The organism is Microbacterium deferens (genome assembly GCF_045517775.1).
GTDB lineage: Bacteria > Actinomycetota > Actinomycetes > Actinomycetales > Microbacteriaceae > Microbacterium.
In genome coordinates, this window is sequence record NZ_JBEUWT010000003.1 from 296,802 (window position 1) to 321,091 (window position 24,290).

Consider the following 24,290-nt stretch of genomic DNA (forward strand, 5'->3'; position numbering starts at 1 on the left):
CGAAGCATCCGCTGTGGAGACGGCCCTCCCTCACAGAGGGCGATGACCTATGATCACTCGCGTGAAGGCTCTCCGCACGTTCACCGTCCGTCCCGTCCTCTCGCCCGCACTGGCGCCGCTCGACCGTCTCGCGACGAATTGGCGGTGGTCGTGGAGTCGCGCCACGTCGTCGCTGTTCGCCTCCATGGACCACGATCTCTGGGCCAGGGTCGACGAGAACCCCTCACGACTGCTCGGCACCATCGGCCAAGCGCGTCTCGACGAGCTGGCGTCGGACGAGGGCTTCGTCGCCCGCGTGCGGGCCGAAGACGAACGCCTCGAGGCCTATCTCACCGGGGAGCGCTGGTTCCAGGGCCTCGCCGACCCCAAGCCCGCGCACATCGCGTACTTCTCCCCCGAGTTCGGTGTCGACGGATCGCTTCCGCAGTACTCGGGAGGCCTCGGCATCCTCGCCGGCGACCACCTCAAGAGCGCGTCCGACCTGGGTGTGCCGCTGACGGGCGTCGGACTCTTCTACCGCGCCGGGTACTTCCGACAGTCGATCGGCGACGACGGCTGGCAGCACGAGAGCTACCCGGTGCTCGACCCCTACGGCCTCGGACTTCGGCAGCTGCAGGAGCCCGACGGGTCACCCGTCGAGATCTCGCTCGAGCTCCCGGCCGGCAGAACCCTGTTCGCCCGAGTCTGGGTGGCCGACATCGGTCGCGTTCCGCTGCTGCTTCTCGACGCCGAGACCCCGTCGAACTCGGAGGATCTGCGACGCGTCACCGATCGTCTCTACGGCGGCGGGGGCGAGCACCGGCTGCACCAGGAGCTGCTGCTCGGTATCGGGGGCGTCCGCGCGGTGCGGGCCTGGTGCCGCATCACCGGCCGGCCCGAACCCGACGTCTTCCACACGAACGAAGGCCACGCCGGATTCCAGGGCCTCGAGCGCATGTCGGAATTCATCGCCCGCGACGGGCTGTCGTTCGAGGTGGCCCTGGCGCAGGTGCGGGCCTCGACCGTCTTCACGACCCACACCCCGGTGCCCGCCGGCATCGACCGCTTCCCGCGGACGCTCGTCGCCGACTACCTCTCCGGGGGGCTGCTCGCCGGCATCGACGGCACCCGCGCCCTCGCACTCGGACTCGAGGACTACGACTGCGGCGATCCGCACGTGTTCAACATGGCCGTCCTCGGACTCCATCTCGGTCAGCACGCCAACGGTGTCTCGCTGCTGCACGGCGCGGTCAGCCGCGGCATGTTCGGCGCCCTCTGGCCCGGGATCGACTCCGACGAGGTGCCGATCACGTCGATCACGAACGGCGTGCACGCGCCGACCTGGGTGCACCCGTCGCTGAAAGCGCTGAGCGAGCGCGGGTTCGGCGACGCCCTCACCGCAGACCACGACTGGCGCGACCGCGCGGCCGTTCCCGACGGCGAGCTCTGGGGAGTCCGCGTCGAGATGAAGCAGGAGCTCGTGGCCGAAGCCCGCCGCAGACTCGGGGCCGCAGCGTCCTCGTCGCCCGCGGCGTGGACGGCGAAGGTGCTCGACCCCGAGGTGCTCACGATCGGGTTCGCGCGCCGCGTGCCGACCTACAAGCGCCTGACGCTGATGCTGCGCGATCCCGAGCGCCTCACGCGTCTGCTCACCGATCCCGACCGTCCGGTGCAGATCGTCATCGGAGGGAAGTCCCACCCGGCCGACGACTCCGGGAAGACCCTCATCCAGCAGCTCGTGCGTTTCAGCCGCGACCCGAAGGTGCGCGAGCGGATCGTCTTCCTGCCCGACTACGACATCACCCTCGCCAAGAAGCTCTACCCCGGGTGCGACGTCTGGCTGAACACGCCGGTCCGCCCGCTCGAGGCGAGCGGCACGTCGGGCATGAAGGCGGCGCTCAACGGATCGCTCAACCTCTCCATCCTCGACGGCTGGTGGGACGAGTGGTACGACGGCCGCAACGGCTGGGCGATCCCCACGGCCGACACCGCGGCGAACGACGACGAGCGCGACGATGCCGAAGCATCCGCCCTCTACGACCTGATCGAGCACCAGCTCGTGCCGACCTTCTACGAGCGGGAGGGCGGAATCCCCGTCGGCTGGCTCGAGCGCGTGCGGCACACGATGACCGACCTCGGACGCAAGGCCACGAGCGATCGGATGGTGCGCGACTACGTCACGAGGCTCTACGCGCCCGCCTCGGCGAACGAACACGCCCTGAGCGCCGACGGCTTCGCCGGTGCGCGGGAATTCGCGGCGTTCCTCACCCGGGTGCGCGATGCATGGCCGCGGGTGTCGGTGCGGGCGGTCGACGCGACGGCCGTCTCGGCCCAGGCTCGCGCGGGCGACCGGATCTCGGTGCGGGCGATCGTCGACCTCGACGGACTCACCCCCGACGATGTGTCGGTGCAGCTCATCTCCGGCGCGATCGACGCTGACGGGACGCTGGCCGGCGAACGGACGACGATCGCACTGTCGGACGCGGGAGAGGAGGACTCGGCGACCGTGTTCGAGGGAAGCCTCGCCCTCGACGCGACCGGTCCGTTCGGCTACGCGGTGCGCGTGGTCCCTCGCCACGACCGGCTCGTGTCGGCCGTGGAGCTCGGCCTCGTCGCCGTCGCGACCTGAGTGATCAGACGCGAGCGCGGCGAGGAAGGCGCACCACGTCGAGAACGCCGGTCACTGCGGGTCGGACGCGCGCGAGCGCCGGCTCGAGCCCGAGATCGACGACCCGGATCTCGCCGACCACCGCGGGGCCGCGTCCCCTCACGAGACCCGCCTTCACCGCCCCGAACGTGACGGTGATCGACGCGGGCAGCACCGCGGAGTCGGCGGTGCCGTCGTCGGGGTGCAGGCCGCTCGGCAGATCGACGGCGATGACGGTTGTGCCGGATGCGGCGCTCACGGGCGCCAGCGATTCGACCACCGCTCGGGCGGCACCGCGCAGTCGAGGGTCGGGCACTGCGCCGATACCGAGGATGCCGTCGAGGATGACGGAGTACTCCCCCGGACAGGAGCAGACGTCGGCCGCGTGGCGCAGCTCGGCACCGGCACCCAGTGCCGTGCTCAGCGCCTCACGGTGCACCCGGTCGGAGGTGAGCACGATCTCGACGGGAACGAGCGGCGCGAGTTCGGCCGCCGCGAAGAGCGCGTCGCCGCCGTTGTCGCCGGCACCGGCCAGCACGAGTACGCGTCCGGGATGCTTCGCGAGCACGTCCCGCGCGATCTCGGCCAGAGCCGCGGCCGCTTCGAGCATGAGCGGTTCCCCCGCGGCCAGCAGAGGAGCCTCGGCGGCCCGCACGGCAGCGGCGGTATAGGCGCCGCTCACTTCTGACGAGCTCATGGGGTCACGCTAGTCGCGCTCGCGCGCGGGAGACCGGCGGTTGCCGTCTCGGTCAGGACGAGGTAGTGCTCAGCGGGGGCGCCGCCGGAGCACGTGTGGCGGCGACCTGCAGACCGACCTTCACGGTCTGCCCCGGGGCGAGGCCGGCGGCCCATCCGGCACCGCTGCAGGTGATGGTCGACCCGGAGAGCCGGCAGTCCATCCCCCACGCGTTGACGATCGACGTGGCTCCGGGCGACGACCAGCTGACCGTCCAACGATCGACTCTGCGAGCCGCCGTCACCGTGAGATCGGCCACGTATCCTTCACCCCAGGCGCTCTGAAGGCTCCACGCGGCCGTGATCCCGCCGGCCGAGGGAGCGCTCGGAGACGGCGTGGCCGACGCCGTCGGCTTCGGCGTGCTGCTCGGCTTCGGCGACGCCGTCGGCTTCGGCGTACTGCTCGGCTTGGGCGTACTGCTCGGCTTCGGCGTACTGCTCGGCTTCGGCGTACTGCTCGGCTTCGGCGTCGATGATGACGAGGGCTTCGGCGTGGCCGATGCCGTGGGCGCGGCGGTCGGCACGGTCGTCGGCGTCAGCAGTGGCGCGAGGGCCGCGAGCTTCGTCGTCTGCGGGGTGCGCCAGTCGTCGCGCACGAGGCCGCCGGTGTCGCCGCTGTTCGGGTTGAACGACCAGTAGGCGAAGCTGATGCCGGTCTTCCCGAGGTAGTCGACGAGGGTCTTCACCCACGCCCTGTCGCTCGCGGTCTCGAGCTTCGTGCCGAACTCGCCCACGAGCACGGGCGCGATCCCGCGGCTGGCGATGAACCCCCAGTTCTTCTCCCAGACCGCCGGGAGGTTCGCGGGGTAGTCGCCCGCGCCGAACCACGTCTGGTTGTAGACGCTCGCCGGATACTCGTGGGGCGAGTACACGACCCGGTTCGCAACGTTCAGCGTGACGGGCTTCTCCGCGACGCCCGCGAGGCCCCCGCCCCACCACGTGGAGCTGCCGTCGGGCTGGCGTTCGACGCCCTCGACGACGATCAGGAGCTTCGGATTCACCGACAGCACGGCGTTGCCCGCACGCGTCGCGGCCGCCCGCCAGTCGGTCGCGGCATCGCCGCACCCCCAGCACGCGGCGCCGTGGGGCTCGTTGTGGAGATCGACACCGACGACGGCCGGCTCGTTCTTGTACCGCTGCGCGAGCATCTTCCACTCGTCGATCCAGCGCTGTTCCGAGTAGGCGGGGGTGTACCAGAGCTCCGACTGGGCGTCCGACCCCGGACGGTGCCGATCGAGGATCACGCTCAGCCCGACGGCCTTCGCACGGGCGATGACCGTGTCCATGAGCTGCAGCGGCGTCAGGCCCACCAGCGTCGGGTTCGCGTTCGCGTCGATCGAGGTGGTCGACGACGCCGTCAGGCATTCGTTCGAGAAGGGCAGCCGAATGGTGTTGAACCCCATCTCGGCGATGCGCCGCATCCCCTCGTCGAGGGGGATGGTCCACAGACCGTGAGGAGCGCAGTTGCTCGTCTCCATCCCGAACCACGACACCGCTCGAATGGTGTGCGTCTGCCCCGACTCGGTGACGATGCGGGAGCCGTCGGTGTGCAGCCAACCGGCAGTGGTCGCGGCGCGCGCCGGGACGACCGATGTCATGACCCCGGCCGAGACGACGAACGCGATCGACAACAGAAGTCCGAGCCAGCGACTCCCCCGCGATCCTGTGCGCACACCGATCATGATCCCTCCTGCAGCGAATGCTACTGGTGGGATGCGTCGGCCGCGTTTCCGGATGCTGCGCTCTTCTCGCGCTCGGTCGCTTCGGCGTCGCGCGCCGCCGTGAGTTCGGACGCCGCCGCCTGCACGGCACGCTCTGCCTGCCGGACGCGGAACTGCACCATGGTGGCCGCGCCGAAGCGGGCGTGCACCCGGTCTTCGTCCTCCTCGTGGCCGGTGACGATGTAGGCCGATGCGATGAGGATGACCTGGCTGGAGAGGTTGAGCCACAGCAGCAGCGCGATCAGCGACGCGAAGGTGCCCAGGAGCGGATTGGAGCTCGCGCCCCCGACGAACAGGCCCGACAACTGCTGCAGCACGGTGAGCCCGATGCCGCCGAGGAGCGCGCCCGTCCACAGGGTGCGACGGCGGACGCGAAGCCCCGACAGGAAGGCGAACAGCGCGGCGACGACCACGGTATCCAGGGCGAGGACCACGGCGACGGAGACGAACCAGGCGAGGAATCCTGCCCACCCGGCATCGGCGGCGACACCCATCCAGCCCCGCAGGACATCGAGGCCGGCGGTGGCGAGGAACGTGGCGGCGGCCGCGGCGGCGAGGGCGCCCCCGATGCCGATGGCGAGGGCGAGGTTTCGCAGCAGCACCCACACGATGAAGGTGTCGTCGGTCGTCTGGGCCGCGATCTGGCGCAGGGCCGTGCGGAGGGTGCCGATGGCGCCGATCGCCGCTCCGACCAGACCGAGGAGGGAGACGATGCCGGCGATCGTGAACGCCCCGGGTGCCTCGATCTTCGAGACGTCGATGAGGCCGTTCTCGCCCACCAGCCCGGGGATGGCGGAATTCAGCGAGCGGGTGAGCGCGGCCAGCGCGTCGGGGTTTCCCGCCAGCCAGATCCCCGCGAACGAGAATCCGAGGAGCACGCCGGCGAAGAGGCTGAACAGGGTGCGATAGGTCACACTGTCGGCCAGGACCGGACCGCGGGCTCCGGCATAGCGCAGGTAGGCGCGCACGGGCCGGCGAGCCAGCGCCCACGCGGTGGCGCGAGAGATCACGGAGTCGGTCATCCCGTCAGGTTATCGGCGCCGTGCCCCTCGTCCCGGGGCTTGACGCCGTGCGCCGTCAGGAAAAGGCCGTCGCAGCCGCCGCGAGGATCGCCGCCCAGGCACCCAGAAGCATCCACGGCCCGAAAGCGAGCCGGTTCGCGGCCCTGGCCCGTCGCGCGAGGAGGAGCACAGCGGCGAACAGGCCGCCGAACACGAATCCCGCGATCGCGCCACCGAGCACGGCATCCCACCCCAGGTACCCGAGGAACGCACCGATGAGGCCGGCCAGTTTGACGTCTCCTCCGCCCATCGCCCCGGACCGCAGCATCCGCAGCAGGAGATAGAACGCGAAGAGCACGATCGCGCCACCGGCGACCGAGAGGAGCCGAGCCGGATCGCCGCGCAGGAACGCGGCGCCGGTGAGCAGAACGGCCGCCACGGGATAGGCCGGGAGCACCAGCCGGTCGGGCAGGCGATGCGTGCGCAGGTCGACGACCGTCAGCACCGCGCTCAGCACGGCGAACGCACCGTAGGCGGCGACCTCTACGGCGAGCGCGAACGCCGCGCTCATACGCCGGCGATCTCGAGGACCACCGTGACCGGCGCACCCTCGCGAAGGTTCTCGGCGTCGCGGACGGCACGCTTGAGCGGCAGGACGTAACGCCCGTCGCCGCCGGGGAAGATCGACGTGCGCCAGCTCGACGCACCGACCGTGGCATGCACCCGCACCGCGCCGAAGCCCCGGCGGGAGGGGCCCTGCAGCTCCGCCACGTCGACGCTCAGCTCTTCCGGCATCGCGACGAAGTACCAGTCCGCGTCGGAGCGGGCCTCCCATCGGTACATCTCGTCGGTGAACTCGACGATCATGCGTTCACGTACACGGCGGTGCCCAGCGGCAGCTGCGCCAGTCTGTCGATCGCCTCCGGCCCGAGCCGCAGGCACCCGTTCGAGATCGCTCCCGATCGGGCGTCGTGGTAGTGGAAGGCGGTCACGGCGACGGCTGCCCCGCCGAAGCCGTCGAGCGTCGGCGATTGCACACCGAGGTAGACCAGCGGGTGGCCGCGGGTGTAGCCGAACGACGGCTCGACGCGCACCATCATCACGAACGTGCGGCCGATCGGAGTCGGGGTCGACGCGGTTCCCGATCCGAAGTCGTCGGCGACGCGCTCCCTCGTGCCGTCGGCGTGCACGATGTCGATCGTGCGGCTCGTCAGCCCCACCTCGACCGTCGCGTCGGCCCGGGAGAACTCCACATCCTGGGTGCGGAGCCAGCCGCTCAGCTGCGCCGGATTGCCCGCCGAGGGCACCGCCTCGCGGCCGGTGAGCAGCACGCGCACCCAGTGGTCCTGGCGTTCGACGACCGGGACCGTCGTGCCGTCGAACTGGTAGTCGCGGGGAAGGACAGCGACCGGTTCGGCGGTCGGGTCGGCGAACACCGGGATGCGATCGGTCACGGCTCGAACGGTGTCGCCCGTCATGGCCCCCCGGGGGTCGTGGTCGACGGGGAGTGCGGGGATCACGGCATAGACGTCGACCTGCGGGAGGGCGTCGAGCGGGTAGACCGCGGTGTTCGCGGTGAACCCCATCGGCGTCGGAGTCGGGGTCGGCGTCGGGCTGGGCGTGGGGGTGTACGTCGACGTGACGGCGGGGCTCGCGGCCACCGGAGCCTCTGCGGCCCGCGGTGCGAACATCCACCACGCGACCGCGCCGACGACCACCCCTGCGACGACGACGATGGCGGCCCCCCACCTCCATCGGTGCGAGCGCGGTGCGAGCGCGGGCGTGGCAGTCATCTCCTCATGCTCGACGGCGAGGTGCTCGTTGGCAAGTCGATCGCGGTTGTCGGCGCGGGACTATGTCGAGCGCTCGCCCGCGCCCGCGCCCACCGCGACCTCGTCGTGCGACGACGCGTCGGCCGGGGGTCGCTGCTCCTTCAGGGCGGCGGCGACGGCCGCCTGCACACGGGCGTCTTCGCTCTGCTTCCTGCGGCGGCGTGCACGGCGTCGCAGCACGACGATGACCACCACGGCCGCGCCGAGGAGCAGGACGAGGGCGACGAGACTCCACGGGATCGCCACCGTGCCCGAGCTCGTGACGAACATCGCGAGGTCGGGTCCGCTCTCCAACCCGGCGGGGAAAGCGGGGTCGATGGTGACGTCCGTTCCGAGCCACGCCAGGGGGAAGATCCCCTGGGCGGTGGCCGAGACCGTCCACGATTCGCCGGGGAGGATCTCGGGCACGTCGTCGACGCCCTCGATGTCCGAGCGGAAGAGTCCGAACGGTCCGTAGAGCGCGACCGACTGCTGGCCGGAGAGCCGCACGTTCCCGGTGTTGCGCACGGTGTAGTCGACGGTGGCCGTGCCGCCCGCGAACGGGTTGAGTGAGCCCGCGAACCCGACCGTGAGACCCTCGACGACGAGGCCGGGCTGCAGGGCGCCGTCCACGCGCAATTGCACGCGGATGCCGAGACGACGGTCGACGGTGATGCCGTCCTCCTGCGCCGGTTGGGCGAGCGAGGTGATGATGCCCCCCGCGTAGTCCCCGGGGGTCGCGTTCTCAGGAACGCTGATGGTGAACGGGATCTCGGCGGACGCCCCCGCCGGGATCTGCACGCGCTCCTGGCCGACACCGGTCCAGACGCCCACCTCGGACGACTCCTCGCCCCGTGTGAGGACATCGAGCTGCCCGCTCTGCGTGGTGAACCCGTCGGCGGCGTACAGATCGAGATCGAGCGGTTGATCGTCGTGGTTGGTCACCACGATCGCGTCGTCCACCGTGCCACCCGGACCGACGACGTAGGCGAAGTTGTCTCTCGCGCTTCCCTGCGCGTTCGTCGCCGTCCGCACGCCCCAGGTGACATCGGCGTCGGCGGACGGAGCTGGTGCCGCGGCCGCGGTGGCCACCCCGGCGGAGAGGACGGTCGCGGAGACGACGAGAGCTGCCAGCCCGAAACGGGCGAGGGCCGGGCGGAGCGAACGGGGTCGAGCGATCATGGGGCGGCTTTCGTGTGGCGGACGGAACGGAGGATCGGGGTGAGCGCCCGCAGACGCTCACCCCGACCCGGTGCGGGGATGCGGATCAGCTCAGCGCGGTGAGCGTGAGCGTCGCCTTGTACGTGCCATCGGTGACGTCGACGGGGATCTTCAGGGAGAGATCCGCGCCGAGCTTGGCCGAACCGCGCAGGTGCGCGGCCGGTCCGTAGCCGAGGGTGGACGAATCGGCCAGGCCGTTGCCGCTGTCGAAGCCGGAGGCGACGGGGGCACCGGCGATGGCGCCGGCGCCTTCCTCGATGACGCGCGGGGTCCAGCCCAGGTACTTGCCCGAGAACGACTCGTCACCCGAGGTGAAGTCGCCGACCTGCGCCGAGACCGACCACTGCGGGCCGCCCCGCCGCGTGTCGGTGACGCGGATCGGGTTGATCGCGCCGCTGGCGGTGAACGAGTCGCCGCTGTCGACGGCGGTGCCCAGGTCGACGAGGCCGTTGGTGCCGTCGATGTTCCAGGAGAATTCGCCCGGCACACCCTCGGGGACCTCGACCTGCAGGGTCTGCGAGTTCGGGTCGGCGGCCTTCGCGAGCGTGACCTGGTCGACCACCGAGTTCACGGCCCGGTCGTCCTTCGCCTCGCTGCGGAGGGTCTTCACGGTGATGGCGCCGTCCTTGACCTCGACCGCGGTGTAGTTGCGCACCCTCTCCTGGTTCTGCACCGAGAGCCACCAGAACTCCGGCTTGTTCTGCAGGCTGTAGTACTTCGACCCGGACGCCGAGTTCGCCGTGACGTAGAGAACCCCGCCGGGGCCCGCGGTCACCGTGTCGGCTCCGGCCTGCTCCGCAGCATCCGCCTTCTCACCGTTGCGGATGAGGTAGCTGCGCGCGTAGCTGTGGTCGTGACCCTGGAGGACGAGGTCGATGCCCAGATCCGAGATCGCCGTCGGAAGCGCCAGACGACGGTCGTTGACGATGTCGTTGTCGGTCGCGTGCGGACCCGACGAGTAGATCGAGTGGTGGAAGGCGAGCACCTTCCATTTCGCGTTCGCGCCCTGCTCGGCCACGATGCGGTTCATCCAGGCGATGTGCGAGGCGTTGTCGCGGCTGTTCGAGTTGATGTTCATGAACAGCACGTCTTTGTAGATGAACCAGTAGTCACCGCCCGACGACGAGCTCGAACCGGCGCCCGCGGTGCGGTCGACGTTCGGCGTGTTGAAGTGCTGCTCGTACGCCTTCGAGCCGACGTCGTGGTTTCCGTTCGTAGCGACGAACGGGATGCTGCGGAGGGCGTCGGGCGTGAGGAACGCCGTGTAGTGCGATTCGTTTCCGGCGGACTCGACCTGGTCGCCCGACGAGAAGAGCATCTCGGCGTTCGGGTAGGCCGCCGTCGCGACGTTCAGCGTGTCCTGCCAGCCGGCGGTGTCGCTCGGGATGTTGCCCGAGGATCCGATCTGGGGGTCGCCCAGGAACAGGAAGTCGAAGTCGCCCGAGAGCGCCTGCGTGCGGAAGGAGTACGTCGCCGACCAGGCGCCGGCGGTGCCGACGCGGTAGGAGTACACGGTGTTCGCCGTGAGGCCGGAGATGGTCGCGAAGCGGTTGAACTCACCGCTCGTCGTGGCGCCGCCGGTGGCGTCGACCTTCACGGACGACGAGGGGAAGGTGCCGCCGACGACGTCGGACGACGGCGCGAACTCGACCACCTGAGCGACGTCGGTCGAGGAGTACCACGAGAGGTTGCGCTGGGTCTCGTCCGACCCGATCCCGAGCACGATGTCGCTGAGGGTGGGAGCACCGGCGACCTTGGAGACGGGGACGAGCGACTTCAGGTTCAGGTACAGGTCGCTGGAGGTGGCGCGGTCCTGGTAAAGCGCGATCGCGATGGTGTTCGTGCCCGTCTGCAGTGCGGCCGACGGGACCGTGAACGTCGAGGTGACGGGGTCGCCGCCGCTGTTGCCGGCGTAGGTGAGGTTCTTCTCGGCGTCGGGCGCCGCGATCACACGGTCATCCACGAAGCCGGCGACCTTCGAGCCGTTGACGAAGATCTGCACGGCGTCGTCGTAGACGACCTCGCCGGTGAGGCCCGAGATCGCCGAGAGCGTCGCCGCGTCGACGGTGAAGCTGGAGCGGAAGTGCTCGGTCGGAACGTCGACCTTCGACGAGGCCGTCGGGTCGATGTACTGGTTCAGAACGGTCTTCACGGGGAAGTTCGCGCCCAGGTTCGGTGTCGCGGAGCCGCTCTTGGCACCGAAGGCGCCCGTGCCGCTCTTCCACGCGGTGTCGTCGTAGCCGGCCTTGGTCCAGACGAGTCGGTCGGCGTTGCCGGCGGCCGGATCGGTGTTGTTGTCGGAGTACTTCCAGGTGGCGTTGGCGTCGAGCACGGTGGCCGGAAGATCCGCCGCCGTGGCCGACATCGCCGTGAAGGCGAAGGAACCCGCGATGACGGAGGCGGCACCGAGCGTGGCGACAGCCGCGCGCAAGGTATGCCGACCCGAGGGGGTCCGAGGAGTGGTTCTCAGCATCTGAGTGTCTGTCTTTCGATCTCGGGTAACGACGAGACGCCCGGCGGGCGCGCGTCAAGCGTGTTTTCGGGGGGTGTCCGGCCGGTGAATGGAAGCGCCGCAATGGGTGACTCGGTCGACAAGGTTGAGTGTTATCAACAAAATCGCGGACTCACCCGACGCCGAGCAGTCGCTGCACGAACCACACCAGCGAGATGGCGGCGACAGCCGCCGCGAGCACGACACCGAGCCACAGTGCCAGGCGGGGACGCCGCCGGCGCAGCAGCATCAGCAGGGGGAAGACGATCGCGATGATCGTCAGCTGCACGGCTTCGATCCCGACGTTGAAGACGAGGAGGGATGCCAGCAGCGTCCACGACCAGGGCTCGTCGATGCCGAGCGCCCCGGCGAAGCCGAGTCCGTGGATGAGGCCGAACGCGAACACCACGATGAGACGGAGGAGTGCGGGGCGGGTCAGCCCCAGGAATCCGCGCTTCTCCTCGAGATCGAGCGATGGTTCGCTGCGCCGGCGCCAGGCGCCCCACAGATACCACCCCGCGACCACCGCGATCGACAGCGCGATGACCGGCTCGACGATCGACGCCGGCAGGTCGACCACACCGAGGGCCGCCAGGAGGAAGGTCAGGGAGTGCGCCACGGTGAACGACGTCGCCGCGAGCACGACTTCGCGCAGCCGCCAGGATCCGACGATGAGCACGAGCAGGAACAGGATGTGGTCGATCCCACCGAGCAGGTGCTCCGCCCCGAGGAGGAAGAACTCGCCCAGGCGCTCCCAGAACGGCTGATCGCTCGACCACGAGGTGTGGGCGGAGTCGAGCACGACACTGCCCTCACCCTCCCCGAAGTCGTAGGAGACGATCGTCTTCGCGTCGGTGACGTATCCCTCATCGTCGGGGAAGAGCGTGCTGTGCATCTCGTACCCGCCATCGCCGACCTCGCAGTCGTACGAGACCACGAACGTCGCATACGGCACCTCGTCGCGGATGTGGGCCGAGGGCTCCTGCACGAGGCGCGAGGCGCACGCGGCACCCGATGCCGCCACACCGAAATGGTCGTCGATGTAGGCGAGCACCGTGTCGGAGTGGGCCCGGAGGGCGGTCGCCTCGTCGCCCGTCTCGAACAGGCCCATGCCCTCCTGGAAGAAGTCGTCGTCGTTCTCGTTCTCGGCCGCCGAGACGACCAGCAGGTCGTACTCGAGGTCGAGCTCCGCGACCACCGTGCCATCGCCCGGAGCGGTGAGGTCGACGTACGCCGTCGAGGTAAAGCCGTGGGCGGATGCGGCGGACGCCGAAGCGACGACGCCGATACCGACGACGGCGAGCGCGATCGCCACGCGGTGGATGAGCCTGTGCACTGCGGAACTCCTTCGGGAACTCCGGAACTCTCCCCCGCGTTCGTGAACGGCGGACCATCCGCGGCGGAACCGCGGGCGAACGGATCGTGGTGCACCGGAGGGAGATGTTGGCCGTGCGTTCACCCGGGCGGACCGGGTCCGACACGGTGGCGCCCGCGCCGGTTGTCATGCTCGCCTCCCGGAGGTACGACGTGACTCGACGAACTGCCGCGATCGTCGCGGCCACGATGTGCGCGGCGATCCTCGTCGGATGCGCGGCCGGGATCGACGGCGACGACGATCACCGCGGCGCGTTCCTCGGGGGCATCGCGACACCGACGCCGGAGGCCACCATCACCCCGAGCCCTGACTCGTGGGTGCACGCACCGACCGAGCGGGGCTATCGGATCGTGGTCATCTCCGCCGATGACGATCCGCCCACGACCACGGTGTTAGCGGCGGTCGATGCGTGGGCCGACGAGCACGACGCCGACGTCACGGTCCTGACCGCGGCCGACGACGACCAGGTCGAGGAACGCATCGACGAAGCGGTCGCGGCTGCACCCGACCTCGTCATCGGCGCGGGTGCGGGCGTGGTCGACGTGTTCGCCCTCCTTGCTCCCCAGCACCTCGCGCAGCAGTTCCTGGTGCTGGGCGCACAGCTGCCGGAACCGACCGAGAACAGCACCGCCGTCATCTGGAAGGGCGCGAGCTTCCGCGGCTCCGGCATCAGCACCGCCGACGACACCGATCCCTCGTCGGTCACCCCCGAGCGGGCGGCCGATGCGATCGCCGCCGGACTGGCCAGCATCCGGTGGGGGCTCACCGGAATCGTCGTGTCCCTGCCCTGACTGGGCTGCGCCGGGGCGTCAGACGTCGTCGGAGACCCGGATGAGCACCTTGCCCGTCGCGCCCGCCTCGACCGCGTCGTGAGCGGCGGCCGTCTCGGCGAGGGGAACCACAGGAGCGGGAGCCCCGCTCCCTCCCCGACCGGCAGCGCTCCGTCTTCGAGCGCACGGGCGATGTCGTCCGCCGCCGCCGAGAGCGCGTGATCGCCGACCGTGTACAGGAGCAGTCCCTGCAGGCGCACGTTCTTCGCGAAGGAGGAGCGGATGGGCCCGCCGAACTGGTCGCCGCCGTTGTCGGCGTAGTAGGCGATAGACCCGTGGTTGGCGACGACCTCGAGGTCGAGACCGAGGTTGGTCGCGAGCGAGACCTCCACGATGTGGTCGACACCGTCGGGAACGATCTTCCCGACCTCGGTCGCGACGTCCTGCGTGCGGTAGTCGATGATGTGGTGCGCGCCGGCCGCCCGTGCGAGGGCCGCCTTCTCGGGCGAGCTGATCGTCGTGAGCACCGTCGCCCCGGCCCATACGGCGAGCTGGATCGCGGCGTGACCGACAGCGCCCGCGCCGCCGGCGACGAGCACGGTGCGCCCCTCGAGCGCTCCCGGGCCCAGACGCGCGGGGCCGGATTCGTGCACGGTGAGTGCGCGGTGCGCGGTCATCGCCGGAACGCCGAGGCTCGCGGCGACGTCGAAGCCGATGTCGTCGGGGAGACGCACGGCGCGCACCGACGGAACCACCGCGTATTCCTGGGCCGTCCCACCCGGCTGGCCGTGCTGCGCGAGGTAGATCCAGACGCGGTCGCCCACGGAGAGGTCGTCGACGCCCTCGCCGACGGCATCCACCGTTCCCGCGCCGTCCTGGTTCGGCACGATCTCCGCGAACTCCATCGGACGATCGGCCGCGCGGGCCTTCCAGTCGGTCGGGTTCACGCCCGAGACGGCGATCTTCACCCTCACCTCGCCACGACCCGGCTTCGGAATCGGACGCTCCGCGACCGAGAGGACGGATGAGGGGCCACGGTGGGAGTACACGATCGAGGTCATGTCGACTCCAACCCGCGGCCGCCCGAGGTCATTCCGCCGCGTCGCCCGACCGTCGCGTCGATGGCCACCACCGCGACGACGGCGAGCGGGTACACCACGAGATCGCGCGCGTCGAACCCGGTACCGAGCACCAGCGCGATCGGCGGGAACGCGGCGGCGAGCGCGACGGGAACACCGGTGAGCTGGAAGAGTTCGACCGCGACGCACCAGACGACGGCGAGCGCACCGAGCGCGGCCCGCCGTCCCGACGCGAAGAGCATGACCAGGCCCGTGTAGACGGCGACGGCGTAGAGCGCGTCTCCGGCGACGTCGGTTGCCGCCGCGCTCGGTGCCACCCGGTGCACGACGAGACCCGCGGCCACGATGACGACCAGCGCGATCACGGCGGCGACCCGCCGACGACCGACGGTGCGCGGGGACGGGGTCATACGGATCACCGTAACCGCCGGAGCGCGGCTCACCCCGGCGGGACGGTTTCGGCCCGCGCGCTGCGCCGCCCAGCGCAGCATCCACTCCACACACCGTCGCTGCGATCCGCACCCGACAGCCGCGCGTGAATGTGCATTCGAGCGGAAACGTGTCGATCGGATGCTGCGGAGACCACCGGGGTCTCGTCTCGAACGGCTTCGACGCCCTAGGCTCCGGAACATGTCACGACGTGGGTGGGCTTCTCGGATGCCGGTCATCGGTGCGATCGCTTCGGCCCTGCGGGACCTGGTGCACCATTCGCCGGGCGGTGTGCCCGCGCCGACCGTTCCGGTGACGCCCAATCCGCGGTGGTCGGGCTCGACGAAGCCCGCACCAGTGCCTCGGGAAGACGTCGTCCTCCGCCTCCCCGACGACATGTATCGCCACGATGGTGCCCCCACCGAGTGGTGGTGGCACACCGGCACGCTGCGCGCCGGCGACCGGGTCTTCGGATTCGAGATCAACGCCGCATCGTTCACCGGGCAGCACTTCGCGATGACCCAGGTCTCGCTGAGCGACGTCTCCGCCGCGCGGCACTACGAGCGCACGCAGGTGTACGGGCCTGCTCCTTTCGGCGTCTTCGACGTGCGCCACTGGGCCGAGGGAGATCCGGCGAAGACCTGGTACGCGCGTCTGGGCGACCCGGGCTGGCTCGTCGGAGGCTTCAGCGTGACATCGGGAGGATCGGGCTACACCTCGGCGCCCACGGTGTCGATCGACGGGGACGGGTCGGGGGCGAGCGGGATCGCCGTGCTCGACGACCACGGCGGAGTCACTCAGATCGTGCTACTCCAGCCGGGAGCGGGCTACACCGAGACGCCCGCCGTGACACTCACGGGAGGCGGCGGGAGCGGGGCGACGGCGGTCGCCGTCCGCAACTCCGTCACGATGACGGCACCCCAGAGCGACCCGACGAAAGACATCGCCGTGCACTCCGTGCTGGTCGACCAGGAGACGCTCGACGAGGTGGTCTTCGATCTCGTGTTCTCGCAGCAGGGGCGTCCGTTCTTCGTGTGGGGCACCGGAATCGAGCCGAGCGCCACCGAGCAGAGTCTCGAGAAGGACAACTACTACTTCTCCTACACGCGCCTCGCCGCCTCCGGCACCATCACCGTCGCCGGGCAGGAGTACGCGGTCACCGGCACGACCTGGATGGATCACGAGTACGGGTTCTTCGGGGGCGGCACGTCCGATACGCGCGTGCGATGGCTTCTGCAGGACATGCAGCTCTCCAACGGATACACGATCTCGAACGCCGGGATGATCGGCGAGGGCTACAAGCCCGAGATCGGGGTGCCGGTCGACGCATTCGCCACCCTGCAGGACGCGGACGGCGAGCTGTACTACGTCTCAAGCACCGTCACCGCCGTCGGTGAGCTCTGGACGAGCCCGCGCACCGGCAACGCGTATGCCCGGCAGTTCCGGGTCGAGATCCCCTCGTTCCAGGCCGACATCACCGTCACGACGCGCCTGGAAGACCAGGAGTTCTCGGTCGGCGGCGCCCCGATCTACGAGGGCACGGCCGAGCCGGCGGGCACATTCCAGGGCGACGACGTGTCGGGCGACGCCTGGATCGAGCAGGCGTACTGACCCGCAGCTCACGCTCGACCGTGGTCCGAGGGCTCGCACGCGCTACCGTGGAGTAATGACAGCATCCGAGTCCGACACGTCCGCAACATCCGACGTGGTCGTCGAGCAGCAGTCCTTCTCCGACCTGGGACTCGACGCTTCGGTGCTCAAGGCGTTGAAAGACGTCGGCTACGAGACCCCGTCGGCCATTCAGGCGGCGACCATCCCGCCCCTCCTCGCGGGCCGCGACGTGATCGGCATGGCGCAGACGGGCACCGGAAAGACGGCCGCGTTCGCGCTGCCGATCCTCTCGCAGCTCGACGCGTCGCAGCAGAAGCCGCAAGCGCTCGTGCTCGCCCCCACCCGCGAACTCGCGCTGCAGGTGTGCGAGGCGTTCGAGCGCTACGCATCGCACCTGCGCGGCGTGAACGTGCTTCCGATCTACGGCGGACAGGGCTACGGCACGCAGCTGTCAGCGCTGCGCCGCGGCGTGCACGTCGTCGTCGGCACCCCCGGGCGCATCATGGACCACCTCGTCAAGGGCACCCTCGACCTGTCGGAGCTGAAGTTCCTCGTGCTCGACGAAGCAGACGAGATGCTCAAGATGGGCTTCGCCGAAGACGTCGAGACGATCCTCGCCGACACCCCCGCCGACAAGCAGGTGGCGCTGTTCTCCGCCACCATGCCCGCCCAGATCCGCCGGATCTCGCAGCAGTATCTGCGCGATCCGCAGGAGATCACGGTCAAGAACAAGACCGCGACCTCGTCGAACATCACCCAGCGCTACCTGAACGTCTCCTACCCCCAGAAGGTCGACGCGCTCACCCGCATCCTCGAGGTCGAGAACTTCGAGGGCATGATCGTGTTCGTCCGCACGAAGAACGAGACCGAGACGCTCGCTGAGAAACTCCGCGCCCGCGGCTACACGGCCTCCGCGATCAGCGGCGACGTCGCCCAGGCGCAGCGCGAGAAGACGGTCAATCAGCTCAAGTCGGGAAAGCTCGACATCCTCGTCGCGACCGACGTCGCCGCGCGCGGCCTCGACGTCGACCGCATCAGCCACGTCGTCAACTTCGACCTGCCGATCGACACCGAGTCGTACGTGCACCGCATCGGCCGCACCGGCCGTGCCGGACGCACCGGCGACGCGATCAGCTTCGTCACGCCGCGCGAGCGACGGATGCTGGCGAACATCGAGCGCGCGACCCGGCAGCCCCTCACCCAGATGCAACTGCCGAGCGTCGAGGATGTGAACGCGACCCGACTGACCCGCTTCGACGAGGCGATCACCGCTGCGCTCGAGCAGACGGCGCGCATCGACCGTTTCCGCGACATCATCGCGCACTACGTCGAGCACCACGACGTGCCCGAGGCCGACGTCGCCGCCGCGCTGGCCGTGGTCTCGCAGGGCGAGACGCCCCTTCTCCTCGACCCCGCGCAGGAGCGCACCGAGCGGTTCGACCGCGACGACCGCACGCGCACTCCCCGCAACGATCGCGACGACGAGGGCCGCCCCGAGCGTCGCGGACGTCCGTCGCAGGCGAACCTGGTCATGTACCGGCTCGCCGTGGGCAAGCGCCACAAGGTCGAGCCGCGCCAGATCGTCGGCGCCCTCGCGAACGAGGGGGGCCTTCGGCGCGAGGACTTCGGAAAGATCGACATCCGTCCCGACTTCTCGCTCGTCGAGCTGCCGGCAGACCTCCCCGACGACGCGCTGAACCGCCTGAGCGGCACCCGCATCGGCGGCAAGCTCATCGAGATGCGCGTCGACCGCGGCGGTCCCGGCGGACGCCCCGACCGCAAGCCCCGCTACTGACATCCGAGCCGCCGACAGCTCGGAGGCGAAGGTGGCGGGCGCACGCCGCACTCGATCGACCCGTATTCAGGATGAAGCCGCGCGCGGGTGCGATCGCTCGCGGATTTCCGGGCCCCGCGTGCGGTCCGTGCGCCATCATCCTGAGTTCGGTCTGAGCCTCGACCATCGGGGCGTTCGGTCGAAGCGCCGCTGTTTCCCGGGTGAGGATCGCCAGCTCGTCATCTCCTACCGTCCTGTCGCTGCTATCCACACCGCATAGGGTGGCTCGATGTCCGAATATGAGCACGCGGCACCCGACGCCTTCGTTCGCGTACGCGGAGCCGGCGAGAACAACCTTCGCAACGTCGACGTCGATGTCCCCCGCGACACCATCGTCGCCTTCACCGGCGTATCGGGGTCGGGAAAGTCGTCACTCGCGTTCGGCACCATCTTCACCGAGGCCCAGCGCCGCTATCTCGAATCCGTCGCGCCCTACGCGCGCCGGCTCATCCAGCAGGGCCACAACCCGCACGTCGAATCCATCACGGGGCTCCCACCGGCCGTGGCGCTGCAGCAGCGACGCGGCGCCCCCAGCTCGCGGTCGAGTGTCGGAACCGTCACCACGCTCTCGAACTCACTGCGGATGCTCTTCTCACGCGCTGGGACGTTCCCCGAGGGCTTCGACACCCGACTCGACTCGGATGCCTTCTCGCCCAACACCGCCGCGGGAGCGTGCCCCGAGTGCCACGGTGTCGGCGTCGCGCACACCGTCACCGAAGAGACGCTCGTACCCGACACCTCGCTGAGCATCCGCGACGGCGCCATCGCCGCGTGGCCCGGTGCCTGGCAGGCGAAGAACCTGCGCGACATCACGATCGCCCTGGGGTACGACGTCGACCGCCCCTGGCGCGACCTCGACCCCGCCGACCGCGACTGGCTCCTCTTCACCGACGAACAGCCCGTCGTGGAGATCACCCCGCAGCGCGACCGAGTCGCCAAGCCCTACAAGGGCATGTTCTGGAGCGCGAGGAAGTACGTCTTCCACACTCTCGCCGATTCGAAGAGCGCCACGATGCGCGAGCGCGTTCTCCGGTTCATCCGCACGGGCGTCTGCCCGTTGTGCGGGGGCTCGGGACTGCGGCGCGAGGCACTCGCCGTCACGTTCGCGGGCCGCACGATCGCCGAACTGAACGCGCTGCCGATGAGCGAGCTCGCCGAGGTGCTGCGCCCCACGACGAAGCTCGAGGATGCGGGGCAGGCCCTGCCCACGTCGTCCTCCGGCGAGCGCACCGACGTTGCCGTGGCGCTGACCACCGACCTGCTCTCCCGCATCCAGGTGCTCACCGATCTCGGTCTCGGCTACCTCGGACTCGGCCGTGTGACCACCACGCTCTCTCCGGGCGAGATGCAGCGCCTGCGCCTCGCGACCCAGCTGCGCTCGGGTCTGTTCGGGGTGGTCTATGTACTCGACGAACCGTCGGCCGGCCTTCACCCGGCCGACGCCGAACCCCTGCTCGACGTGCTCGAGCAGCTCGTGTCTTCCGGTAACTCGGTCTTCGTCGTCGAGCACAACATGGACGTCGTACGCGGCGCGAACTGGATCGTCGACGTCGGACCGGGAGCCGGCGAAGGGGGCGGCGACGTGCTCTACAGCGGGCCCGTCGAGGGTCTCGCTGACGTGACGGAGTCGGCGACGCGTCCGTTCCTCTTCCCCGATCTCGCCGAGCACCCCGCTGAGGCGCACGAGGTGCGGTCCCCCACGAGCTGGTTGACGCTGGAGGGCGCATCGCTCCACAACCTCGCAGATGTCGACACGACCATCCCGCTGGGGACGCTGGTCGCGGTCACCGGTGTCTCCGGATCCGGGAAGTCGACGCTCGTCGGCCGGGTGCTGCGGGACGTGGTGAACGGACATCTTCGAGGCAGTGATGAGGGCGACGAGGATGACGAGGGAACCGAGACGACGGGCGGGGGCGAGCCCACGGAGGCGACCCTGCCCTCCCCGTCCGTCGACGCCCTCGCCGTTCGCCGTGTGACGGGCCTCGAGAACATCGACCGGCTCGTGCGCGTGGACCAGAAGCCGATCGGACGCACGCCGCGCTCGAACCTGGCGACCTACACGGGCCTGTTCGACGCCGTGCGATCGGTGTTCGCCGCGACCACCCTGGCCCGGGAACGGGGGTACACCGCCGGGCGGTTCTCGTTCAACGTCGCCGGCGGACGCTGCGAGACGTGCCTCGGCGAGGGCTACGTGTCGGTGGAGCTGCTATTCCTCCCCGGAAGCTACGGGCGGTGCCCGACCTGCGGCGGCTCGCGCTACAACGCCGAGACGCTCGAGGTGACGTACGACGGCAAGAACATCGCCGACGTCCTCGCGCTCACCGTGGAGCAGGCGGCGGAGTTCCTCGACGCCGTGCCCGCAGCATCCCGGAGTCTGCGCACCCTGCGCGAGGTGGGTCTGGGATACCTGCGGCTCGGGCAGCCGGCGACCGAGCTGTCAGGCGGCGAGGCGCAGCGCATCAAACTCGCGACCGAGCTGCAGCGCACCCGCCGGGGTCATACGCTCTACCTGCTCGATGAGCCGACGACGGGCCTGCATCCCGCCGACGTCCGGCTGCTGCTGACGCAGCTGCACGGGCTGGTCGACGCGGGCAACACCGTCGTCGTCGTCGAGCACGACATGGACGTCGTCGCCGCGGCCGACTGGGTCATCGACCTGGGGCCGGCGGGAGGAGACGCGGGCGGACGCATCATCGCCGAGGGCACGCCGTCTGCCGTGGCGAGCGACCCCGCCAGCCGGACGGCCCCGTACCTCGCGCGACGTCTCGCCGGCTCTTAGGCCGTCACTGCTCCTCGTGGGTGTCGGGGTCGCCGCCGAAGAGCCGTCCGTCGGGCCGGCCCAGCGCGGTGATGGCCGCCATCTCAGCGTCGTCGAGCTCGAAACCGAAGACGTCGAGGTTCTCGGCCTGTCGTGACGGCGTCGCACTCTTCGGGATGGGGACGCTGCCGAGCTGCACGTGCCAGCGCAGGATGACCTGCGCGGGGGTCACCTGGTGCGCCGAGGCCGCAGCCACGACCGGTGCTTCTTCATAGGGGGCGTTGCCCTTCCCGAGTGGACTCCACGCCTCCGTGACGATTCCGAGACGCGCGTTGACCGCCCGCTGCTGCACCTGCGGGAAGTACGGGTGCATCTCGATCTGGTTCACGGCCGGAGTCACCCCGGTCGCCTCGATGACGTCGGTGAGGTGCTGCTCGGTGAAGTTGCTCACACCGATCGACCGCACCAGACCCAGCTCGCGCGCGCGCACGAGGTTCTCCCACGAGCGCACGTACTCCCCCACGCTGGGGTTGGGCCAGTGGATCAGGTAAAGGTCGAGGTACTCCAGCCCCAGACGCCAGAGCGACTCGCGAACGGCGGCCACCGTCGGCTCGCCCTGGTGACGCCCCGGGAGCTTCGAGGTGACGAACAGCTCGTCGCGCGCGAGCCCGGAGCGGCGGATGCCCTCTCCGACCGCCCCCTCGTTGTCGTAGTTGAAGGCGGTATCGAGCGACCGGTAGCCGGTGCGGATGGCGGAGGCGACGGCGTCGGCACCGTCTTCTCCGCGCATCGGGTACGTGCCGAACCCGAGAGCGGGGATCTGGTGGCCGTCGTTCAGGGCGATGGAGGGCGCGAGCTGGGTCATGCGTTCCACGGTACGCCCGGTTCGTTCGCCGAACTCGCCGAGTGCCGCAGCGGCGGCCAGTCCCTTTACGATGGCTTCGCGCCGCCCGCAGAGAGACCGGAGGGAACCACGTGCACGCACGTCCTCCCGTTCGCCGGTCGACAGCCCGGCCAGCACCGGCGCGGCGCGGCGCGAAGAGGCCCACCGCTTCCGGCGCTCGGCGAGCGCGGGCACGGCGCGCGAAGCACCGACGCACCCGACGCACCTGGCTGATCACCTCCGGCATCACCCTGCCGCTTCTTCTCGGCGCCGCTGTCATCTGGGGTGGCGGCTACGCTCTGACCTCTCTGTCGGCAGCCTGGGATGATGCGCTCAGCTCGCCCGCGTTCGGCACCGACCGCGCGGCATCACCCGAGCCCGTGATTCCCGCCGCACCCGGGATCGCCGGGTACGGGGTGGCGCAACTCGGCAACGCCTGCACGATCCTGACCGCGGGGCGCGACCTCGGCTTCGACAGCCGCGACCAGACGATCGCCGTGATGACCGCAATGGGCGAGTCGTCTCTGCGCAACATCGACTACGGCGACTGGGAGACGAGTGGAGTCACGAACCCTGACGGGTCGCGGACGACGTCGATCGGGCTGTTCCAGCAGCAAGACACCTGGGGCACGCGCGAGGCGCGCCTCGATCCGTACACCGCGGCGACCATGTTCTACCGGGCCATGGCTGCGCGTGTGCCCGACCGCGCCGCCCTCGAGCCCACGATCGTTGCGCACACCACGCAGGTCAACGCCGATCCGTCTCACTACGCACGCTACTGGGACGCCGCCGTCCGTGCCGTCGCCGCGGTGTCGGGCGCACCGATCGGCGACGATCGCGCAGACGGCATTCCGAGCTGCCCGGCCGCCTGAAGCCTCGTCCAGGACGACGAGACGCGCGCCGACCGCGCCCCCGCGACCGGGTCACGGGTCACGGGTCACGGGTCACGGGTCACGGGTCACGGACCAGCCTCTCTGCGAGCCCGCCCCGCCTCCTCCGCCCGTGTCCGCCGCACCCACGAGCCCGTACTCAGGATGAACGCGGGTCGAGACCCGGCTGCCCGCGTGTTTTCGCGGGCCACCGGCCGGTCGCGCGCATTCATCCTGAGTTCGGTCGAGAAGGGTGTGCGCAGGCGCTGATCGGGCGCCGGCCCTTCAGGCGATGAGTGTCGCCACGAGGTTGATGGTCGCGGCGAGCACCACGACCCCGAGCACGAACGAGAGCAGCGCGTGCCGCAGCGCCTCACGGCGGATGGCGCTGCTCGTCAGGTTCGTGTCCGACACCTGGTAGGTCATGCCGAGGGTGAAGGCGAGGTAGGCGAAGTCGCGGTACTGCGGGGGCTCGGTCTGATTGAAGTCAACGCCCGAGCCCGCGTCGCGGTAGTAGATCGCGGCGTATCGCAGCGTGAAGAGCACGTGCACCAGACACCACGAAGCGGCGACCGTGAGCAGCGCGATGGCCACGAGTGCGAACTTCTGAGGGCCTGTCACCGAGCCCGACTCGTACAGCACGAGCGCAATCGCCCCGAAGCTGGCGAGGCTCGACAGCAGCAGCAGGCCCTGGGCCGTCGCTCTCGTGGGGTCTTCGCGGGTCGCGTGGCTGGCCGTGTCGGCGGGCCCGAGGCGCAGCACCGTGACCCATTCCCACGAGATGAAGGTGACGGATGCGGCGGTCCACCCGACCGCGGGCGCGTACGCCCACGATCCGGCCGCGCTCACGACGACGGTGACCAGGACGAGAACGAGGAGCATCACCCCGACGCGCACCCCGGACCGGTGCCAGGCGTCGTCGAAGTCTCGGGTCTGATCGCTCACGCGACTCCTCCCTTCTCCGTGGCGCAACGGGCGTGGCGTCATCCGCACCCTAGCGCGGACCGGACCCCGCCCCGCTTCCTCCGCCCGTGTCCGCCGCACCCACGAGCCCGTACTCAGGATGAACGCGGGTC

General features: G+C 70.1%; 18 protein-coding genes and 1 pseudogene. 6 read left to right on the top strand and 13 right to left on the bottom strand.

The window, feature by feature from the left end; translation table 11 throughout:
- Nucleotides 1-61 precede the first annotated feature (61 nt).
- On the top strand, nucleotides 62-2,608 hold the full coding sequence (glgP, locus tag ABTU82_RS13685; RefSeq protein WP_407173846.1) for an alpha-glucan family phosphorylase: 2,547 nt from the start codon (nucleotides 62-64) through the stop codon (nucleotides 2,606-2,608).
- Between the two features lie 4 nt (nucleotides 2,609-2,612).
- Here glgP and ABTU82_RS13690 read toward each other — a convergent pair whose 3' ends face one another.
- The 9 genes from ABTU82_RS13690 to ABTU82_RS13730 all read right to left on the bottom strand — a co-directional run bounded on the left by ABTU82_RS13690 (nucleotide 2,613) and on the right by ABTU82_RS13730 (nucleotide 12,942).
- Nucleotides 2,613-3,323 carry an NAD(P)H-hydrate epimerase gene (locus ABTU82_RS13690; RefSeq protein WP_407173847.1) on the bottom strand — a complete coding sequence of 237 codons (711 nt, stop codon included), beginning with the start codon at nucleotides 3,321-3,323 and terminating at the stop codon, nucleotides 2,613-2,615.
- Between the two features lie 52 nt (nucleotides 3,324-3,375).
- Complete coding sequence (locus ABTU82_RS13695) at nucleotides 3,376-5,043, bottom strand: cellulase family glycosylhydrolase (protein ID WP_407173848.1); 1,668 nt, start codon at nucleotides 5,041-5,043, stop codon at nucleotides 3,376-3,378.
- A 20-nt stretch (nucleotides 5,044-5,063) separates the two neighbouring features.
- Nucleotides 5,064-6,104: a YihY/virulence factor BrkB family protein gene (locus ABTU82_RS13700; protein ID WP_407173849.1), complete on the bottom strand. Its 1,041-nt coding sequence runs from the start codon at nucleotides 6,102-6,104 to the stop codon at nucleotides 5,064-5,066.
- A gap of 55 nt (nucleotides 6,105-6,159) precedes the next feature.
- Nucleotides 6,160-6,654, bottom strand: coding sequence for a prepilin peptidase (locus ABTU82_RS13705; protein ID WP_116648911.1), 495 nt, complete (start codon nucleotides 6,652-6,654; stop codon nucleotides 6,160-6,162).
- Nucleotides 6,651-6,950 (bottom strand): DUF1905 domain-containing protein, encoded by a 300-nt coding sequence (locus ABTU82_RS13710; protein ID WP_407173850.1) that lies wholly within the window; start codon nucleotides 6,948-6,950, stop codon nucleotides 6,651-6,653. The genes ABTU82_RS13705 and ABTU82_RS13710 overlap by 4 nt, the downstream gene beginning before the upstream one ends.
- Complete coding sequence (locus ABTU82_RS13715) at nucleotides 6,947-7,876, bottom strand: L,D-transpeptidase (protein ID WP_116648909.1); 930 nt, start codon at nucleotides 7,874-7,876, stop codon at nucleotides 6,947-6,949. The genes ABTU82_RS13710 and ABTU82_RS13715 overlap by 4 nt, the downstream gene beginning before the upstream one ends.
- 60 nt (nucleotides 7,877-7,936) lie before the next feature.
- Nucleotides 7,937-9,076 carry a WxL protein peptidoglycan domain-containing protein gene (locus ABTU82_RS13720; RefSeq protein ID WP_407173851.1) on the bottom strand — a complete coding sequence of 380 codons (1,140 nt, stop codon included), beginning with the start codon at nucleotides 9,074-9,076 and terminating at the stop codon, nucleotides 7,937-7,939.
- 85 nt (nucleotides 9,077-9,161) lie between these two features.
- Nucleotides 9,162-11,546 (bottom strand): purple acid phosphatase family protein, encoded by a 2,385-nt coding sequence (locus ABTU82_RS13725; RefSeq protein ID WP_407173852.1) that lies wholly within the window; start codon nucleotides 11,544-11,546, stop codon nucleotides 9,162-9,164.
- A gap of 193 nt (nucleotides 11,547-11,739) precedes the next feature.
- Nucleotides 11,740-12,942, bottom strand: coding sequence for a HupE/UreJ family protein (locus ABTU82_RS13730; protein ID WP_407173853.1), 1,203 nt, complete (start codon nucleotides 12,940-12,942; stop codon nucleotides 11,740-11,742).
- A gap of 191 nt (nucleotides 12,943-13,133) precedes the next feature.
- Between ABTU82_RS13730 and ABTU82_RS13735 the strand changes: the two genes are divergently transcribed.
- Complete coding sequence (locus ABTU82_RS13735) at nucleotides 13,134-13,772, top strand: type 1 periplasmic-binding domain-containing protein (protein ID WP_407173854.1); 639 nt, start codon at nucleotides 13,134-13,136, stop codon at nucleotides 13,770-13,772.
- 18 nt (nucleotides 13,773-13,790) lie between these two features.
- On the opposite strand, the pseudogene ABTU82_RS13740 reads toward ABTU82_RS13735, so the two are convergent.
- Nucleotides 13,791-14,812, bottom strand: a pseudogene (locus ABTU82_RS13740) (NADPH:quinone reductase).
- On the bottom strand, nucleotides 14,809-15,240 hold the full coding sequence (locus ABTU82_RS13745) for a ribosomal maturation YjgA family protein (RefSeq protein ID WP_407173855.1): 432 nt from the start codon (nucleotides 15,238-15,240) through the stop codon (nucleotides 14,809-14,811). Before ABTU82_RS13745 ends, ABTU82_RS13740 begins: the two are co-directional and overlap by 4 nt.
- Nucleotides 15,241-15,460: 220 nt before the next feature.
- Here ABTU82_RS13745 and ABTU82_RS13750 point away from each other — a divergent pair, with 220 nt between their 5' ends.
- From ABTU82_RS13750 to ABTU82_RS13760, 3 genes are all read left to right on the top strand, one after another.
- Entirely contained in the window at nucleotides 15,461-16,870 is a 1,410-nt protein-coding gene (locus ABTU82_RS13750) for a lipocalin-like domain-containing protein (RefSeq protein ID WP_407173856.1), read from the top strand.
- Nucleotides 16,871-16,925: 55 nt separating this feature from the next.
- Nucleotides 16,926-18,665: a DEAD/DEAH box helicase gene (locus ABTU82_RS13755; protein WP_116648901.1), complete on the top strand. Its 1,740-nt coding sequence runs from the start codon at nucleotides 16,926-16,928 to the stop codon at nucleotides 18,663-18,665.
- 268 nt (nucleotides 18,666-18,933) lie between these two features.
- Entirely contained in the window at nucleotides 18,934-21,483 is a 2,550-nt protein-coding gene (locus tag ABTU82_RS13760; RefSeq protein WP_407173857.1) for an excinuclease ABC subunit UvrA, read from the top strand.
- Nucleotides 21,484-21,487: 4 nt separating this feature from the next.
- On the opposite strand, the gene ABTU82_RS13765 is transcribed toward ABTU82_RS13760, so the two are convergent.
- Nucleotides 21,488-22,327: an aldo/keto reductase gene (locus tag ABTU82_RS13765; protein WP_116648899.1), complete on the bottom strand. Its 840-nt coding sequence runs from the start codon at nucleotides 22,325-22,327 to the stop codon at nucleotides 21,488-21,490.
- A gap of 110 nt (nucleotides 22,328-22,437) precedes the next feature.
- On the opposite strand from ABTU82_RS13765, the gene ABTU82_RS13770 reads away from it, so the two are divergent.
- Nucleotides 22,438-23,217, top strand: coding sequence for a peptidase M23 (locus tag ABTU82_RS13770; protein WP_240606984.1), 780 nt, complete (start codon nucleotides 22,438-22,440; stop codon nucleotides 23,215-23,217).
- A 282-nt stretch (nucleotides 23,218-23,499) separates the two neighbouring features.
- On the opposite strand, the gene ABTU82_RS13775 is transcribed toward ABTU82_RS13770, so the two are convergent.
- The gene (locus ABTU82_RS13775) at nucleotides 23,500-24,159 is read right to left on the bottom strand and encodes a DUF1345 domain-containing protein (RefSeq protein WP_407173858.1); all 660 of its coding nucleotides are present in this window, start codon (nucleotides 24,157-24,159) and stop codon (nucleotides 23,500-23,502) included.
- Nucleotides 24,160-24,290: the final 131 nt, after the last annotated feature.

Bases quoted from the DNA above. Each gene is read 5' to 3' on its own strand.
- ABTU82_RS13700 (WP_407173849.1), bottom strand. From the start codon at position 6,104: ATGACCGACTCCGTGATCTCTCGCGCCACCGCGTGGGCGCTGGCTCGC.
- ABTU82_RS13765 (WP_116648899.1), bottom strand. From the start codon at position 22,327: ATGACCCAGCTCGCGCCCTCCATCGCCCTGAACGACGGCCACCAGATC.
- ABTU82_RS13705 (WP_116648911.1), bottom strand. From the start codon at position 6,654: ATGAGCGCGGCGTTCGCGCTCGCCGTAGAGGTCGCCGCCTACGGTGCG.
- ABTU82_RS13690 (WP_407173847.1), bottom strand. From the start codon at position 3,323: ATGAGCTCGTCAGAAGTGAGCGGCGCCTATACCGCCGCTGCCGTGCGG.
- ABTU82_RS13720 (WP_407173851.1), bottom strand. From the start codon at position 9,076: ATGATCGCTCGACCCCGTTCGCTCCGCCCGGCCCTCGCCCGTTTCGGG.
- ABTU82_RS13750 (WP_407173856.1), top strand. From the start codon at position 15,461: ATGTCACGACGTGGGTGGGCTTCTCGGATGCCGGTCATCGGTGCGATC.
- ABTU82_RS13755 (WP_116648901.1), top strand. From the start codon at position 16,926: ATGACAGCATCCGAGTCCGACACGTCCGCAACATCCGACGTGGTCGTC.
- ABTU82_RS13760 (WP_407173857.1), top strand. From the start codon at position 18,934: ATGTCCGAATATGAGCACGCGGCACCCGACGCCTTCGTTCGCGTACGC.
- ABTU82_RS13695 (WP_407173848.1), bottom strand. From the start codon at position 5,043: ATGATCGGTGTGCGCACAGGATCGCGGGGGAGTCGCTGGCTCGGACTT.
- ABTU82_RS13715 (WP_116648909.1), bottom strand. From the start codon at position 7,876: ATGACTGCCACGCCCGCGCTCGCACCGCGCTCGCACCGATGGAGGTGG.
- ABTU82_RS13710 (WP_407173850.1), bottom strand. From the start codon at position 6,950: ATGATCGTCGAGTTCACCGACGAGATGTACCGATGGGAGGCCCGCTCC.
- ABTU82_RS13745 (WP_407173855.1), bottom strand. From the start codon at position 15,240: ATGACCCCGTCCCCGCGCACCGTCGGTCGTCGGCGGGTCGCCGCCGTG.